The organism is Brevibacillus sp. AG, from assembly GCF_028369215.1.
In the GTDB taxonomy this organism is placed as follows: Bacteria; Bacillota; Bacilli; order Brevibacillales; family Brevibacillaceae; genus Brevibacillus; species Brevibacillus porteri.
This window is the reverse complement of the sequence record NZ_JAQMYO010000001.1, coordinates 506,710-521,747: the sequence shown is the minus strand read 5'-3', so window position 1 is coordinate 521,747 and position 15,038 is coordinate 506,710. Positions and strand designations below refer to the sequence as shown.

The window sequence follows — 15,038 nt, the reverse complement described above, 5'->3', positions numbered from 1 at the left end:
TATAATAAACTGGCAAAATGTATCAAGTGTACAGTTACTTCCATTCAAATACACCAATCGATAAAAGGAGATACAATGACGGACAAAAAAGTAACGATTGAACCGGGATGGAACTTCGACAACAGCTATACAACGCTGCCGAAATCATTTTATTCCCGAATGAGCCCACCTCCTGTGCATTTACCGAAGCTCGCCATTCTAAACGAGTCATTGGCAAAGTCGCTCGGGCTGAACGCCGAAGCCCTTCAAAGCACCGATGCTGTAGCTATGCTCGCGGGAAACGAGGCACCAGAAGGCGCAATGCCTATCGCGCAAGCATATGCCGGACATCAATTCGGTCACTTTACCATGCTAGGCGACGGACGGGCCCTTCTGCTTGGCGAGCAGATTACCCCTTCCGGAGAGCGATTTGATATCCAACTGAAAGGTTCAGGAAGAACACCTTATTCACGCGGTGGCGATGGTAGAGCGGCCCTTGGCCCGATGCTGCGCGAATACATCATTAGCGAGGCCATGCATGGACTCGGAATTCCTACCACTCGGAGCCTTGCAGTAGTGACAACTGGCGAGTCTATCTATCGCGAAGCCGAGCTGCCTGGTGCCATTTTGACACGTGTTGCAGCCAGTCATATCAGAGTAGGCACGTTTCAATTCGCGGCAAGATGGTGCTCGATTGAAGATCTCCGCGCGTTAGCTGATTACACCTTGCAAAGACATTTCCCAGAGATCGAAACAGAAGAAAACCGTTATCTCCTCCTACTGAAGGGAGTTATCAAGCGTCAAGCGGAGTTGATTGCCAAGTGGCAACTCGTAGGATTTATTCACGGAGTCATGAACACCGACAACATGGCGATCAGCGGCGAAACCATCGATTACGGTCCTTGCGCTTTCATGGACACGTATGATCCCGCAACGGTATTTAGCTCCATTGACGTTCAAGGCCGCTATGCTTACGGAAATCAGCCGTACATTGCTGTGTGGAATCTCTCTCGTTTTGCGGAAACCTTATTGCCGTTGCTGCATGAAAATGAAGCGCAGGCTGTGAAAATGGCCGAAGATGCCCTTGGCGAATTTAGCAAGCTGTATCACAGCAATTGGCTCAGAGGAATGCGGGCAAAGCTTGGACTGTTTAACGAAGAGGAGCAAGACGAAGCGTTGATCGAAGGTCTGCTCAACATGATGAAGGAGCACGGTGCAGACTATACGAATACATTCCGTGCGCTCACGATCAATCAACCAGAAGGTACCGTGCTGTTTGGCACGAGCGAATTCACGGAATGGCAGGAGCAGTGGAAAGCACGACTAACAAGACAGCCAGAAGACATCGAAGCGGTACAACAGGTAATGAAAAACAGCAATCCGGCAGTCATCCCTCGAAACCATCGTGTAGAAGAAGCGTTGGAAGCAGCATGGAAAGAGGGCGACAACACTGTGATGGAACGGCTTTTGGCAGTCCTTTCTGATCCATATGCGTACACGCCTGAACAGGTAGCATACACGACTTTACCAGCGGAATCGGCACGTCCTTACCAAACGTTTTGCGGTACGTGATAGCAAGCAATCAGAGTCCAACGATCTTTCACACGTTGGACTCTTTTTTCATACATCCGATCCGCGCTAAAATATGGAAAGCAAAGAAAAAAGGAGCAATCGTTTTATGGATAAAAAAGCAAAGCAAATCTTGATGAAAACATTTTGGAGCAGCAACGGATGGAAGAGTCGCCCATTCGATTTTTCGGGAGCAGATTTTGAATACGCCAAAAGCAAAGGCCTCATGTTTGACCCGCTGACGATCAGTCACGAGGAGTGCATAGAGAAAATCATTGCTCTGCATGAAAAAGTGACGAAAGAACAAGTCGCCGCAGCATTTTTGCACAGTCTCTCGACGCGAAAGGTGTACCTGCGCAGCGCCATGTCTAGTTGGGCTTTGACTCAGTCTTTGACAGCCCATACGTTCGAAAGTAACGTCGGGAAGTATACGAATCCTGAAAACGGCACCTACTTCGCCATGTATGGAGACTGCCATAAATGCGACCGTTACTATATCGCTGGACGAGAGCAATATACCGATGAAGATTTGAATGTCCTGAATTTCGAAAGAATCAAATGGGGAGGCATTCGCCTGAATTATCTACCGTACCTCATGCTTGATCTGGAGCTGTTAAGCAAGGAAGAAAATCTTACGGTACAGGAAGAAGATGTAGCTATCCTCCGTCAGGTGCTAGACATCATTGCAAGCATTGAGCCAACCGATGCCGCCCGTCAACTGGAGAAGCGTCTTACTGGAGCCTTTCCGTCTAGCAAGAATGAACGGGATGTCTTCATGGAAATTCTTGCATCCACTGGAATTTTAGCTCCAAGCAAGGACAGACCAGGGCGTGGCGGGAAGAACGACTTTTTCGCCGTCGTGAATTGGCGCGGTGAAGATAGCTATTCCGAGCAAGCTGTCCAGAATTTCTTTGGTCCGTGGCTGTAAAGAACGGAAAATCTAGGAACAAAGAAGGGTGCCATCTATACGCGAAGTGTGTATAATATTGGAAAAGTAAGTCGAAAAGTTAGTTTCTATTGAAAGGAGGTGAGATATAAGTGAAAAAGAAATTAATCGTCCTGTCAGGCATTGCGGGCAGTGGCAAAAGCAAGTGGGCACAAGAAATTGCCAAAAAGGAACGGGCAACCATCGTGTCTACGGATGAAATTCGCCAAAACTTATTCGGTGATGAGCGAAAGCAAAAAAGGTCAGCGCAAGTATTTTTTGAGGTTTATTCGAAAATCGCAACGGAGCTGGCGACTGGAAAGAATGTCATCTTAGACGCAACCAATATTGACAGAGAGAAAAGAATGAAGGTCCTTGCCAAATTTCCCGATGTCCAAAAGGTATGCTATTACTTCGATGTTCCCTATTCTGTTTGCCTAGAGCGCAATCGATCCCGAAAGAGAACCGTAGACGAATACATCTTGGCGAAGATGCGGAAGAACTTCCATTTTCCTATTAAGAATGAAGGTTGGGATCACATTCATCTCTTGCACGAACCAGCTCCTTATGCCATTGGAAAAGAAGAGTTTGTTCAATTGCTTCAAAATGAACCTTCCTATGAAGAGCTGTTTGCCAAGTTGAATGCCATTCCGATCTTCCAAGAGATGTATCAGTTTAATCAGGAAAACCCTTATCATCAGTACCCTTTGTGCAAGCATACCTATCATGTTTTCGATTATGTAAACGCCTTTTACACGGAAGAAGACAAATTTCTCATGCAAGTGGTCGCCTTGTTTCACGATACAGGAAAACCATTTTGCAAAACCTACAAGCCGATGAAAGGCCATTACTCCTACTACGGACATGAGCATGTCTCTGCGCAAATTGCTTGCCATTTCTTAAAAGAATTAGGATTCGAAGATGATTTTATCTTCGAAGTCGTCAACCTGATTCAAATGCACATGAAGATTAACTACGGAACGCAGCAAGATATTTCCGAGATTTATCATTTGTTGGGCGATGAGTACCTATGGAAGCTGTACTTCTTTAAGGAAGGTGATGCCTATGCGAAATAAGGAGGTGAATAACGATGTTGAAAAAATACCCGAGAACCTTTCATTTACCCTGGTCAAGAAGTAGAACCGACGATGATAAAATCTTGCGAACGGTTCATCATTTCGAGGGAAAAGAAGTAGTCGTGACAGAGAAGTTGGATGGCGAAAATACCACTCTTTACCGAAATCATATCCACGCAAGGTCACTGGATAGCAAAGACCACGCATCTAGACATTGGGTAAAGATGCTGCACGGGACGATTTCGTTTCATATCCCCGAAGGCTGGAGAATTTGCGGAGAAAATGTATTTGCGCTGCACTCCATCTATTACCAACACCTAACGAGCTATTTCTACGTTTTCTCTATCTGGAATGAAAACAATGAATGCTTGTCTTGGGACGAAACGGTAGAATGGGCCGAACTACTTGGCTTAGAAACAGCGCCTGTCTTATACAGAGGGATTTGGAAGGAAGAGACCGTAAAAAGTTGCTATACCAAACAATCTGTCTACGGCGGGGAACAAGAGGGCTACGTGGTACGAGTAACGGAGAGGTTTCCGTACGAAGATTTTAAACAATCTGCCGCCAAGTTTGTGCGTAAAAATCATGTGCAAACCGACCAGCACTGGTTATCGAAGCCAGTTGTTCCGAATGGAATAACACAAACCAGTTAAAGACTTTTGATATAGAAGGGATTGAGAACAATGTAATTTGCTAAGTGGTATTGACCGTCTAATAGAGTATCCAAATTTCATTTTGGCTATTGTTAAGACAGTCATTACATAGGAGGCGAGAGAGATGAACGAAGAAGTGAATGAAGAAATGATGTCAGCGGGCTGGGATGCCATTGATCAGGAGATGAGAAAGATTTATGGAGAGCAGGAGCCTAAGCATTACGGGACGCTCATCTCGTATGCGCTGGGTGGTCAGGATCCATTGGATGGAATAAGCGCCTACAAAGCGGACGAGCCTTACCCGCATTGGCATTTTGTCACGTATGGTTTTACTGAGTTATATGAAAAGGAATCCGAGAATGAAGAGGAAAGCGGCTTTGGCTTTGAATTGACGTTTCGACTAGCGCGAGGGGACGAAGAGGAAGAGCCGCCTGCTTGGGCGCTGAACCTGCTTCAAAACATGGCGCGTTACGTATTCAACACCGGCAATGTATTTCAAGCTGGTGATCATTTGGATGCAAACGGTCCGATATGCCTGGGTGCCGATACCCAACTGACTGCGCTCGCTTTTGTCACTGACCCACAGCTTCCCGAAATCGATACACCACATGGTCGGGTGCAATTCTTGCAAATGGTCGGAATCACAGGTGATGAACTCGATGAGATGATGGCTTGGAATACACGTGGCGTACTCCAATCTGGCTTGCCGTTCATGCCTTCCTACATAACCGATCTCGAGCGGGATTCTCTCCTTCGCAACTCTACAGTTTCGGATGCTGTTCAAAAAGGAATGGAACAAGAAGGCTCCAACACTGCCTATTTGTTTGTCAGCCAGCTAGGATGGGAGTCAGGTAAAAAAGGCTTTTTGAAAAAAACACCTTCGACCTTAAAGCTGGGAGCGAAGCAAGCGGAAGTCATCGGAAAGATTCTCCGCGGACGTATGCGAAAAGGGGAAAGCCTGAGCCTGCTGGGACCTGATGTCCGGGTTGTATTTGAGGCAGGAGAAAAGCCTGAATGTATTCCAGAAGAGGACGTCATTCGATTTGTCCTCGATGATGCGACAACGATTGCGCTTACCAAGCAGTTGCTTCCAAAGGAAAGCAGCTTTGAGATGCCTTCCCTGAAAGGAATTGCCATAAACATTGTGAAAACCAATATTACCGATAGCGAGGGCAATGTCGTCAAGGTCATCGGTTAAGACGGTAGTGCTGTTTTGGCGAGGAGGAGAGTAGTCAATGAATCAGGCAGCAGAAGCATTTCTAAACGAAGTATGGACTTCCATCCAAGAAATTTACAAAAAAGAGAACCAGCGGATCAACGAGATCAAAGACTGGAGTCGACTGCAGGTCGGGATCAAAGACTACCTGAGAGTGGCATGGAGAAAAGGAAAACTCGATTGGGCCAATGGCAAAATCCACGTGGATGTCCATGAACCTTACAGTTGGAGCGACGACTCGTACAAATACGACGCGGGTCCTTACATGGAGGAGCTTACAGAGGAAATTCTCATGCAAGAATTTTTTCCCGCACTGTGTGAACGCATGGAATCCCTTTTTCATTCCACCGACTATGCTTCTCACTTTTTTAATTACCGCTTCGAGCTCGTCTTCGAATTCGAGTGGGAACAATCGATGCAATGCCATACTCACCATTTCGTAAACGAACAAAAACGCGAGAGTCTAAAACAAGCATTGGATCAATTTATTGAGACAAAAATTAAGCAGGAGCTTCCCGTACGTCCGAGTGAAAGAGATGATTTTTTCTTTGCTCATTGTCTCGTCAATCCCGATTTGATGGAGCAAAAGCAGGAAGTTATCGAACCGCTCATCCAGCGTCTTAGCGAAAAGCTGCGCTCTAATAAAGAACGCAGTGATTCATGGACATACTACTTTACTTTGGCTTTAAAAGGCTGGGCGGATGAGCGTTTTTTAGTCAAATTTTTCGATCGTACTGGGCATTATGGACTGGATTGGGCTTTGAAACCTGAGCAGGAGCGTCAAGAACCAAAAATGGAGGAGCTGGACTTTTTCCTGTACATCGCTCTCGCAATTGGTAACAAGGAACCAGACACCCGCAAGAAGTTTCTGGACCTCGCTGTTCAGCTCGGTTCCAAGCAGGCTACGGACTATGTAAAACGGGGCAGCGGTCGCTTTGAAAACGAGTATAAAGGCACTCTGATTCAAGCAAGCGCCAATGACGTTTTGCAAGCGATCGACATCCGTATCGTATCTGAGGAAGAAGCCGCCTACGGAGAAGCACTGGATTTTATCAACGGTCTTTTGCGTGAAGGTTTTCCCAAAGGGTACAAGCTCAAGCTGAAGAGCAGCGAAAAGCACTACCTGCCAGTAAAAAAGCTGGCAAAGTCAGGTCTGCACCAGTTTTTTGCGAATGCCTCCCGTTTTCCTGTCTTATACCCGAAAATTGCAGAATATGCCGAGCTTGCGATGGAGGAGTTTGCGTGGTATGGGGATGTAGAGCCTAGTGAGAAATCCGTCATGCCTGGCACCTATGCGGTAGTGGCTCTCGGCTTGTCTAGCAACGATTATTTTCCACTCTTTCGTCGCTATATGGAGCTGGTCGACACGGAGCATCAGTCTGCTCAGGACGATTTTGCTATTGCGTTTATCGAGGCGCATGGTGTAACCGTAGAGAATATGCCAGTACTCGTCTCTCTGGTGCTTGGCAGTAGCGACTCTGCGAAGCCTTTGAAAAATATCACCATCGATCGTGCAGAACTGATGGATGCACTCATAGGGGAGCTTGCAGCGATGGAGGATTACCTGCGGGAAACCGTTATTTATCGCCTTTTCGGCGGGAACAAGAAGCTCGCTCAGGCGGTAAAAAAGGAATCTTCCTCCATCAAAGACAAGCTTGCACAACTGCTAGCCTTGGTCGAATAGCTTCATTGACAATATTTAGAAGGCCATGCTATATTGAATTCAACTACATGGAACGGAGGGTGAATCATTTGCGCAATTGTTTATTTATTGGAAAAGCCAATCCTATAATAAATAAACAAGAAGCCAAATTCACCCGCAAATTTAAATCTTGAATTCCTGTATGGTCTATTTTCCATATAGCGTTTTCTAGAACGAGAGCAAGATGCTTCTGTTTATTGGACAGAAGCATCTTTTTTTGTTGTCAAAAAAGGGGGGTGATACAGATGAACAAAGAGTAAAGGACGAGAAATGTAAAAACGAAATGGGGAATCCAAATGGTTGAACTGCACAATATCACGATTACCACCAAAAAAGACGGCAGGCCTCTCATTCAAAATTTGCATCTGACCCTGCAAAACGGCGACAAGATTGCCATCATCGGGGAAGAGGGAAATGGAAAAAGCAGCTTATTAAAATTGATTTACGCGGAACAAATGATTGCCGAGTATTGCACATTTGAAGGGAAAGTGTTGAGAAACGAATGTTCCATGGGTTTTCTTTCACAGGAGATATCGGACGAAGAAAAACAAATGACCATTGCCGACTTCTTTGCCGAAAATCAATGGAGCAAAGAACTGGTAAGAGCGATGGATGATCTCGGCATTCATGCATTGGATTCAGATAGAAGGATGGGTGTTCTGTCCGGTGGTGAGCGTTTCAAATACCGCTTTTTAAGTCTGTTGGCACAGAAGCCTGATGTTCTATTACTGGACGAACCCACGAATGATTTGGATATTCAAACGATGGAATGGCTGGAAGAATTTATCCAACAGACGGCTATTCCTGTCATATACGTATCGCATGACGAAACATTTATTGCGAATACAGCAAACGGTATCCTTCATATGGAACTGACGAAGCGCAAACAAGTACCCAAATATACGTTTTCAAGAGAACCATATGAGAATTACCTCGCGAATCGTGAGAGCCACTTGAACAAACAAGAGCAGATAGCCAGAAAGCAAGCTTCTGATCATCGAAAGCAAATGGAGAAATGGCATGACGTTTGGAATAAGGCAGAACATCAACATCGGAACGTATCCCGCTCAGACCCGCGACTGCAAAAGAAAATCAAGTCTCTGAAAAATCAAAGAGAGCGTATGGAGAAAGCATCGGAAACGTTTCTAGAGGTACCAAGTGTAGAAGAAGCAAGCGAATTCCGATTTGATTCTGCGGTACATGTGCCCGGTAGTAAACAAATCCTCGAGTTTTCATTGGAAGTACTGCAAATAGCGAACAAACAGCTATCGAAACAGATTCATTTATCGATCAAGGGGCCAGAAAAAGTCGCGATTATTGGGGAAAATGGAATCGGAAAAACGACGTTGTTGAAAAAGATCATGGATGAGCTAGTCCAGCACTCGTCATTAAAGATCGGTTACATGCCCCAAAACTATGAAGACCGACTGGATTCAACGAAAACACCGATTGAATTCTTGGAAAGAACCGGGAATAAAGATGCGATTACCAAAGCGTATACGCATTTAGGCAGTATGAAATTTACAAAGGATGAGATGCATCAACCCATTAAAAATTTATCTGGGGGACAGAAAGCGAAATTGCTCCTAATAAAAATGATTTTAGATCAGTGCGAAATATTGATACTGGATGAACCGACCCGAAACTTTAGTCCTTTGACGACTCCTGTTCTGTGTCGCTCCTTAACGGCTTTTGACGGTGTGATTATCAGTATTTCGCATGATCGACGGTATTTACATGAAGTCGCAACAACTGTTTATGAGCTAACTTCCGAAGGTCTCATGAAAATAACATAAAGGATAGTGGCGGAATCATTGCTACATGGTTGACATTGCTATTTGAATTCAATATACTGACTTTAATTTCATATGAAACATACGTTGAAAGAGCCCAGTAGCAGCTTATTCCCTGTTCTAGAAAGCCGGGGGTTGATGGAACCCGGTACACAATAAGCGAGCGAATTACACTCTGGAGTATCTCGGGTAATGCCGAGCGGAATCGCGAACGATAACTCGCTACGAGTGGCATGAATGGCCTGCGTTAACGCTTGGGTCCATTGGTGCAAGTTGGGTGGTAACACGGTTATTCAATCGTCCCTATGTCTACAATAGACAAGGGGCGATTTTTTGTTTTTTACCCTAGGAGATTGAAGGAGTGTATGGCAGTGAATATTATCGACGAACTCGAATGGCGCGATGCCATCAATCAGCAAACAGATGCAGAAGGACTGCGAGAATTAACGAATGAAAAAGCAGTCTCGTTATATTGTGGAGTAGATCCAACAGGTGACAGTATGCATATCGGTCACTTGATTCCTTTCATGGTACTGAAACGCTTCCAGCTGGCTGGTCATCGTCCGGTCATTTTGATCGGTGGTGCAACAGGTACGATTGGCGATCCGAGCGGCCGTCAATCCGAGCGCTCTTTGCAAACACTGGAACAAATTCAGGAAAACGTCGACAAACTCACCGCACAGATGAAAAAGCTGTTCATTACAGAAGGCGACAACCAAATCCGTTTGGTGAACAACTACGACTGGACGCATAAGATCAATGTCATTGAATTTTTGCGGGATTACGGGAAAAACTTCAGCATCAATACGATGCTTGCCAAGGATGTTGTATCGAGCAGACTGGAAAGCGGCATTTCGTTTACGGAGTTTTCCTATCAAATTCTGCAATCGCTGGATTACCTGCATCTGTACAAACATGAAGATGTTCAGCTGCAAATCGGCGGTTCCGACCAATGGGGCAACATTACTAGCGGTCTCGATCTGATTCGCAAAAAAGAAGGATCAGAAGCAAAAGCATTCGGTCTCACCATTCCTTTGATGCTGAAGGCAGATGGTACGAAATTCGGGAAGACAGCAGGGGGAGCCATCTGGCTTGATCCAAACAAAACAACACCATTCGAATTCTACCAATTCTGGGCAAATACCGATGACCGCGATGTTGTGAAATACTTGAAATACTTCACGTTCCTTTCCAAAGAGGAAATTGACGAGTTGGCTGAAAAAGTACAGACCGAGCCACACAAACGCGAGGCGCAAAAAGCGCTGGCTGAGGAAATGACGAGATTTGTACACGGTGAGGAATTGCTGGAGCAGGCGAAGCGTATTACAGCAGCTTTGTTTACTGGTGATATTAAATCGCTATCGGCAGATGAGATCGAGCAAGGCTTCAAAGAAATGCCGACGTACGAATCTACCCTCGAAACGAAGAACATCGTTGACTGGCTTGTTGAGATCGGCATTGAGCCATCCAAGCGTCAAGCACGTGAGGATATTACAAAAGGCGCTATTTCGATAAATGGCGAGCGGGTTTCCGATCTGGAACTGGAAGTAATGCCAAGTCTCGCTATCGGCGGTCGCTTCATCATTATCCGCAAAGGCAAGAAAAACTACAGCTTGGTAAAATTGTCTCAATAGATGAAGGAATAAGAAGCTTCCCTGGAAACATGAAGGGAAGCTTCTTCTTTTAATTGCATGATTTTCGTGTTTGACAGTCCTCCAACGTATGATTGTGGAAGGACATCGCTTTGCGATCTAAACTATAGCTGATAAAAGTCAGCAACGATGCTGCGATCGCGACAATCGCACCAACCCAGGAAACATCAATGAGTTCCCGGTTTGTCGTAATAAATCCACCCAAAGCTGATCCGAGGGCGATCCCAACATTGACTGACACAGGAGTTAATGAGGAAGCCAAATCTCTGGCAGCCGGGAAATGTTTATCGGCCAAATCAATAAAATACAATTGCATCGTGGAATTCATGATATAAACGACCAAGGCCATAAATGATAAGCTGATGAATCCACCGAGAAGGGTATGGGACGAAACATAAAGAGATGCGAGAATAGCGGCTTGCATCAGATATACATACCGAAGCTTTCCAATCCCGTTGTGAGCGGCCAGTTTTCCACCAATCAACGTGCTAAAGATCGAAATTATCCCGTACAGTAAAAATACGAGACTAATAGATTGGTTCGGTACGAAGAGTACTTCTTGCAGCAAAGGAGTTAAATACGTATATACCGTATAAGTAGCTGCGATACTTAATGCCGGGATAAAAAAAGCGATGATGATACGTGTATTGGTCAGTAACCCGATTTGTTTTTGCAAGGAACTGCTCGATCCCTTCAATCCTTTTGGGATAGTCACTGCACTGGCAAGGAGAGAAATGACGCCTAGTAGCGCCGCAAACCAAAAGGCCATTTGCCAACCTCCCCATTGCCCAATAAAAGTACCAAGTGGCACCCCAATAACGCTGGCGATCGTGAAGCCCGAAAAAATGATCGAAATAGCGGTCCCCCTTTTTTCAGCAGGCATCGTTTCACTGGCAACCGCCATGGCAAGTGCAATCAAAACCCCGGTCACAACAGCAGTCAAGATTCTGGAAACAAGAAGCAATACATACGTCTCGGATAGGGCAGTTAGAATATTCCCTGTAACAAAGATGGCGATCAACGTAAGCATGAGTGGATACTTGGCAAATCGGCTGAATATCGCAGTTAAGATCGGTGTACCGATGGCAAATGAAATGGCAAAGGCTGACACGAGCGATCCTACTGTTGAAATCGAAATGCCCAACTCGGATGCCACATCACTAAGCAGCGAGATGATGACAAATTCACTCGTACCCAGAACGAAGGTCAATATAAATAAGGTAAAAGTTAGGAACTTTTGCTGTCTGTTCAAAAGCTGAATCTCCTCTCCACATGTTCGATTGTTAAGCTTTTTCTACGGCAATCTGGAGCTCGGCGACATAAGAGTCCGGGTCTTTGGGATTTTCACGATGAACACAAATTTCACGACGCGGCTCATTCTCTTTGATCCGATATCCATTTCGTTCAATCCATATCGCCAATTCGACACTCGCAGTGCAACGGCATGTCGTCCGGCAATGATGGATGAGCGTAGCCATCAACGGAATTTCCGGCAATCGCTTAACGGTAAAAGGTGGTTGGGTCTGCAAATCGTGAGTAAGCAAACGCGCCACTTCCACATCCATGTTGTCATCGCATTCCTCACAGCCATGCCAAAGAACCATTCTGGAGAGAGAAGATTGACCTGAACGCCCCATATAATCGTCCAGCTTTTGAAATAGCTCCGGAATTTTATTGAACGGCGTTCTTTGACGATAGGATAGGACAAGTTGAGGTTCTACTTTTTTTAGAATACCGTCATGCGAAGACAAGCTTTTCTCTTCATTTTCGATGGCATACAGACGATCCTTGATGAGATTCAGTCGTGCTTGCTCCTTATCCAGAATGGATTGAATCTCGCTTTGCTTGATTCGAAACATCCCCCTGATTTGTTCGAGTGGGATTTGCTCGCTCATCATCTGACGAATTTGATCCAAGGAAAACCCCAATTCTTTATAAGCCAAAATCCGATTAAGCTGAAACATTTGGTCAGCCGAATAATACCGATAGCCTGAGAATTTATCAGTATGAGTTGGCTTTAGCAAATGAACTTGGTCATAGTAACGAAGTGTTTTGACGGAGACTTGACTAATCTTCGCAAATTCACTGATTTTAAACATGGGGCAACCTCCATACTTACGTTTTTTCTGTACCGAGTATAACTTTCCAGTTAAGGGGAGAGTCAAGCGGCAAGGGAAGGGGAATGGGCAATAAAAAACCGGTGGGTTTCGATACCACCGGATGTGACCGATTTTTATTTTATTTCTGAAGTGCAATACTATCCACTTTGCTCGCAGCAATAACAGCGACTGTATTCGGCTCCAGATCGAACCAAAAAATAAGATCGCCATCCGCTTTCTTCTGCGACGGCTTCATCCCGTTCACATAGACTTCCGAAGCTTTTGTCGCCATAGAAAGACCAGAAATCTTGCGCATGCCATCATTGTGCAGAACAATCGAGCCGTTTGGTGCATATTCCATTCTGACTTGAGAGAGGGCGAGCCAATAATCCATGATTTCACGTACGGTTGTCAAATGCAATTTGCCTTGATCGCGCAGGGTGTCCATTCGTTTCAATAAGCGGTCAAAATCAGGATGTATGATCCAGTTACCTTTGATATCCCGAATGATAAATTTCCCGCCTTGCTTTTTGGAAGGAATTCTTGCCAAGTAAGTATGATTGATAAAAACCCCACGATTTTGAATGAGCTGCTGGAGATTTTGTTCCCGATACAGATACAGCGTATCTTCCGGAATGGTGGCAGCCGACCATGAATAAAACGGGCCGGTGACTGTCGGATGCGACCAATAGAGAGGGGTGCGCAGGGCGTCGCCTCTTTGGGGTTGGTACAGATCAAGACCATGATTGGGATTGGCGATATCTTCTGAGCTGTAGTGCCAAAAATACGATGTGCCGTATTTTTTCCATTGATGCGCCAAGTAATTCGCAGTTTGGTTGTCGAGCGCGTTAAACGCAAAGCTGGACTTCAAATACCCATGGTCAATCCATGTACTGCTTTGGAAGTGATCTTTCATTACTTGCAACGCATCTTCCGTAGTCTTTTGATAGTGCCTGGTTTCGTAAGGATAGAGGGTATGTAGACCCATATCATTACCGTTCCGATTCAGATCATCCAGAAACTGCAAAAATTCAGGGCATTGCGCAATGGCGACATTGACAGGCGATTTCGCTTGAAAATACGGATTCGAGTAAAAGACGCTTTTCGTAACCGGTATTCGATGTTTGACAAAACCGCCTGTCGCTTGTGCCGACGATGTAATCTTCTCGGAACCGAAATAAACAGCCCGATTCGTTTGCAGCGTCTGCTCGTCAGCATGCTCTGTCCATACGTGCGTAGCCAAAAAACCAGAAGGCTGACTCATAAATCGCGGCATGAGCTTCGGTTGATACCCAACTACCAGTGAGAATGAATTGGTCCGTTCATCGTTAGCATGATATTCGGAAGCGTGGCGGACTTTTCCGACTTGATTCGTAGAGCCTTGCTGTACGTATCTGTGATCATTCATGTGATCCAGATTGACGATGAGCTGTTTTTGCGTTGCATTCAATTCAAGTGACGACACGTTGGGAGCATGGTACAAAATGCCGCCAAACGATTCGGAGCGAATTTCGATGGCTGCTCCTGGTTGAAATGCTGGATTTTGATCCAACGTTATTTGAGTGGCTCCTTTCGGAAGGGAAGGAGTCATTGCATTGTAAATCGTGCCATATTCGGCTTGGTACTGAATGGAAGAGAGGATTTCATTTTTCGCCAGATCAGTAATGCGGACATTGCCTGCCTCATCCCAGCTAAACACATAATACGGATTTTGAAAGGAGGACTCCTTCGCAAGCGTAGGTATTGGAAAAGAAAGTACCAAGAATAGCAATAATAAGAAGGGAATGGCGAAAAACCTTTTTGCCAGCATGATTTTCTCCTTTTGTATGATGATATACGTTAGACGAATGTGCACCGAAAAAGCCACAAGGTAAGCCATCATGATTTAGACCTTCTCAAACAGCAAGAATAGATATATAATTAATTAAATTAATTAACTAATAAAAAGGAGCTAACATGTACCCGTTCTTTTCAAAAGTCGCATTCACACATCGTATATACAATAACCAATTGCAAGAGGAGTTACTTCCATTCGGTATATCCGTCACGCAATGGGCGTTAATTCGTTATTTGAAAAATAACGGTTCTGCTACTTTTAGTGACGTAGCCGATTATTGGCAAGTAGAGAAGCCGGCCATAACACCCATTGCGCAAAAATTAGCCGCTCGTGAAATCATTTCGATTTCATCTGGATCAGACAAACGGCAAAAAATTATGTATTTGTCAGAGAAAGGTGAAGCGCTACATAAGACGATTATGGAAGCGACTGATCCGTTCTTGGAAGAAATATTGGAGGGCATCTCACCAGAAGAAAGAGACGCAGCTGCCACAGTACTCGAAAAAATAATCATGAACCTAAAGAGAAGAGGGTAAG

Annotated in this window: 12 protein-coding genes and 1 other annotated feature; of the genes, 9 read left to right on the top strand and 3 right to left on the bottom strand. The window is 45.0% G+C overall.

The annotated features are described in order from the left end of the window. Positions 1–75 precede the first annotated feature (75 nt). From POF51_RS02180 to tyrS, 8 genes are all read left to right on the top strand, one after another. Positions 76–1,551, top strand: a complete 1,476-nt coding sequence (locus POF51_RS02180; RefSeq protein ID WP_069845058.1) for a protein adenylyltransferase SelO — start codon at positions 76–78, stop codon at positions 1,549–1,551. A gap of 106 nt (positions 1,552–1,657) precedes the next feature. Then, entirely contained in the window at positions 1,658–2,476 is an 819-nt protein-coding gene (locus POF51_RS02175) for a hypothetical protein (RefSeq protein WP_069845057.1), read from the top strand. Positions 2,477–2,586: 110 nt separating this feature from the next. Beyond that, positions 2,587–3,549 carry an AAA family ATPase gene (locus POF51_RS02170; protein WP_017248460.1) on the top strand — a complete coding sequence of 321 codons (963 nt, stop codon included), beginning with the start codon at positions 2,587–2,589 and terminating at the stop codon, positions 3,547–3,549. Positions 3,550–3,563: 14 nt separating this feature from the next. Further along, complete coding sequence (locus POF51_RS02165; protein WP_069845056.1) at positions 3,564–4,202, top strand: RNA ligase family protein; 639 nt, start codon at positions 3,564–3,566, stop codon at positions 4,200–4,202. Between the two features lie 136 nt (positions 4,203–4,338). Then, positions 4,339–5,400 carry a suppressor of fused domain protein gene (locus tag POF51_RS02160; protein ID WP_069845480.1) on the top strand — a complete coding sequence of 354 codons (1,062 nt, stop codon included), beginning with the start codon at positions 4,339–4,341 and terminating at the stop codon, positions 5,398–5,400. 37 nt (positions 5,401–5,437) lie between these two features. Beyond that, positions 5,438–7,102, top strand: a complete 1,665-nt coding sequence (locus tag POF51_RS02155; RefSeq protein WP_069845055.1) for a DUF6138 family protein — start codon at positions 5,438–5,440, stop codon at positions 7,100–7,102. Between the two features lie 314 nt (positions 7,103–7,416). Beyond that, positions 7,417–8,916 (top strand): ATP-binding cassette domain-containing protein, encoded by a 1,500-nt coding sequence (locus POF51_RS02150; RefSeq protein ID WP_069845054.1) that lies wholly within the window; start codon positions 7,417–7,419, stop codon positions 8,914–8,916. 75 nt (positions 8,917–8,991) lie between these two features. Continuing rightward, positions 8,992–9,221: a binding site (T-box leader), on the top strand. Positions 9,222–9,278: 57 nt separating this feature from the next. Continuing rightward, positions 9,279–10,547 carry a tyrosine--tRNA ligase gene (tyrS, locus tag POF51_RS02145; RefSeq protein ID WP_442869499.1) on the top strand — a complete coding sequence of 423 codons (1,269 nt, stop codon included), beginning with the start codon at positions 9,279–9,281 and terminating at the stop codon, positions 10,545–10,547. 49 nt (positions 10,548–10,596) lie between these two features. On the opposite strand, the gene POF51_RS02140 is transcribed toward tyrS, so the two are convergent. The 3 genes from POF51_RS02140 to POF51_RS02130 all read right to left on the bottom strand — a co-directional run bounded on the left by POF51_RS02140 (position 10,597) and on the right by POF51_RS02130 (position 14,546). After that, a complete protein-coding gene (locus tag POF51_RS02140) occupies positions 10,597–11,817 on the bottom strand; it encodes an MFS transporter (RefSeq protein WP_069845053.1) in 1,221 nt (406 codons plus the stop codon). Between the two features lie 31 nt (positions 11,818–11,848). Beyond that, a complete protein-coding gene (locus POF51_RS02135; RefSeq protein ID WP_069845052.1) occupies positions 11,849–12,664 on the bottom strand; it encodes a MerR family transcriptional regulator in 816 nt (271 codons plus the stop codon). A 139-nt stretch (positions 12,665–12,803) separates the two neighbouring features. Then, entirely contained in the window at positions 12,804–14,546 is a 1,743-nt protein-coding gene (locus tag POF51_RS02130; RefSeq protein WP_244521675.1) for a hypothetical protein, read from the bottom strand. Positions 14,547–14,620: 74 nt separating this feature from the next. Here POF51_RS02130 and POF51_RS02125 point away from each other — a divergent pair, with 74 nt between their 5' ends. Further along, positions 14,621–15,037: a MarR family winged helix-turn-helix transcriptional regulator gene (locus POF51_RS02125; RefSeq protein ID WP_069845051.1), complete on the top strand. Its 417-nt coding sequence runs from the start codon at positions 14,621–14,623 to the stop codon at positions 15,035–15,037. The last annotated feature ends 1 nt before the right edge of the window (position 15,038 follow it).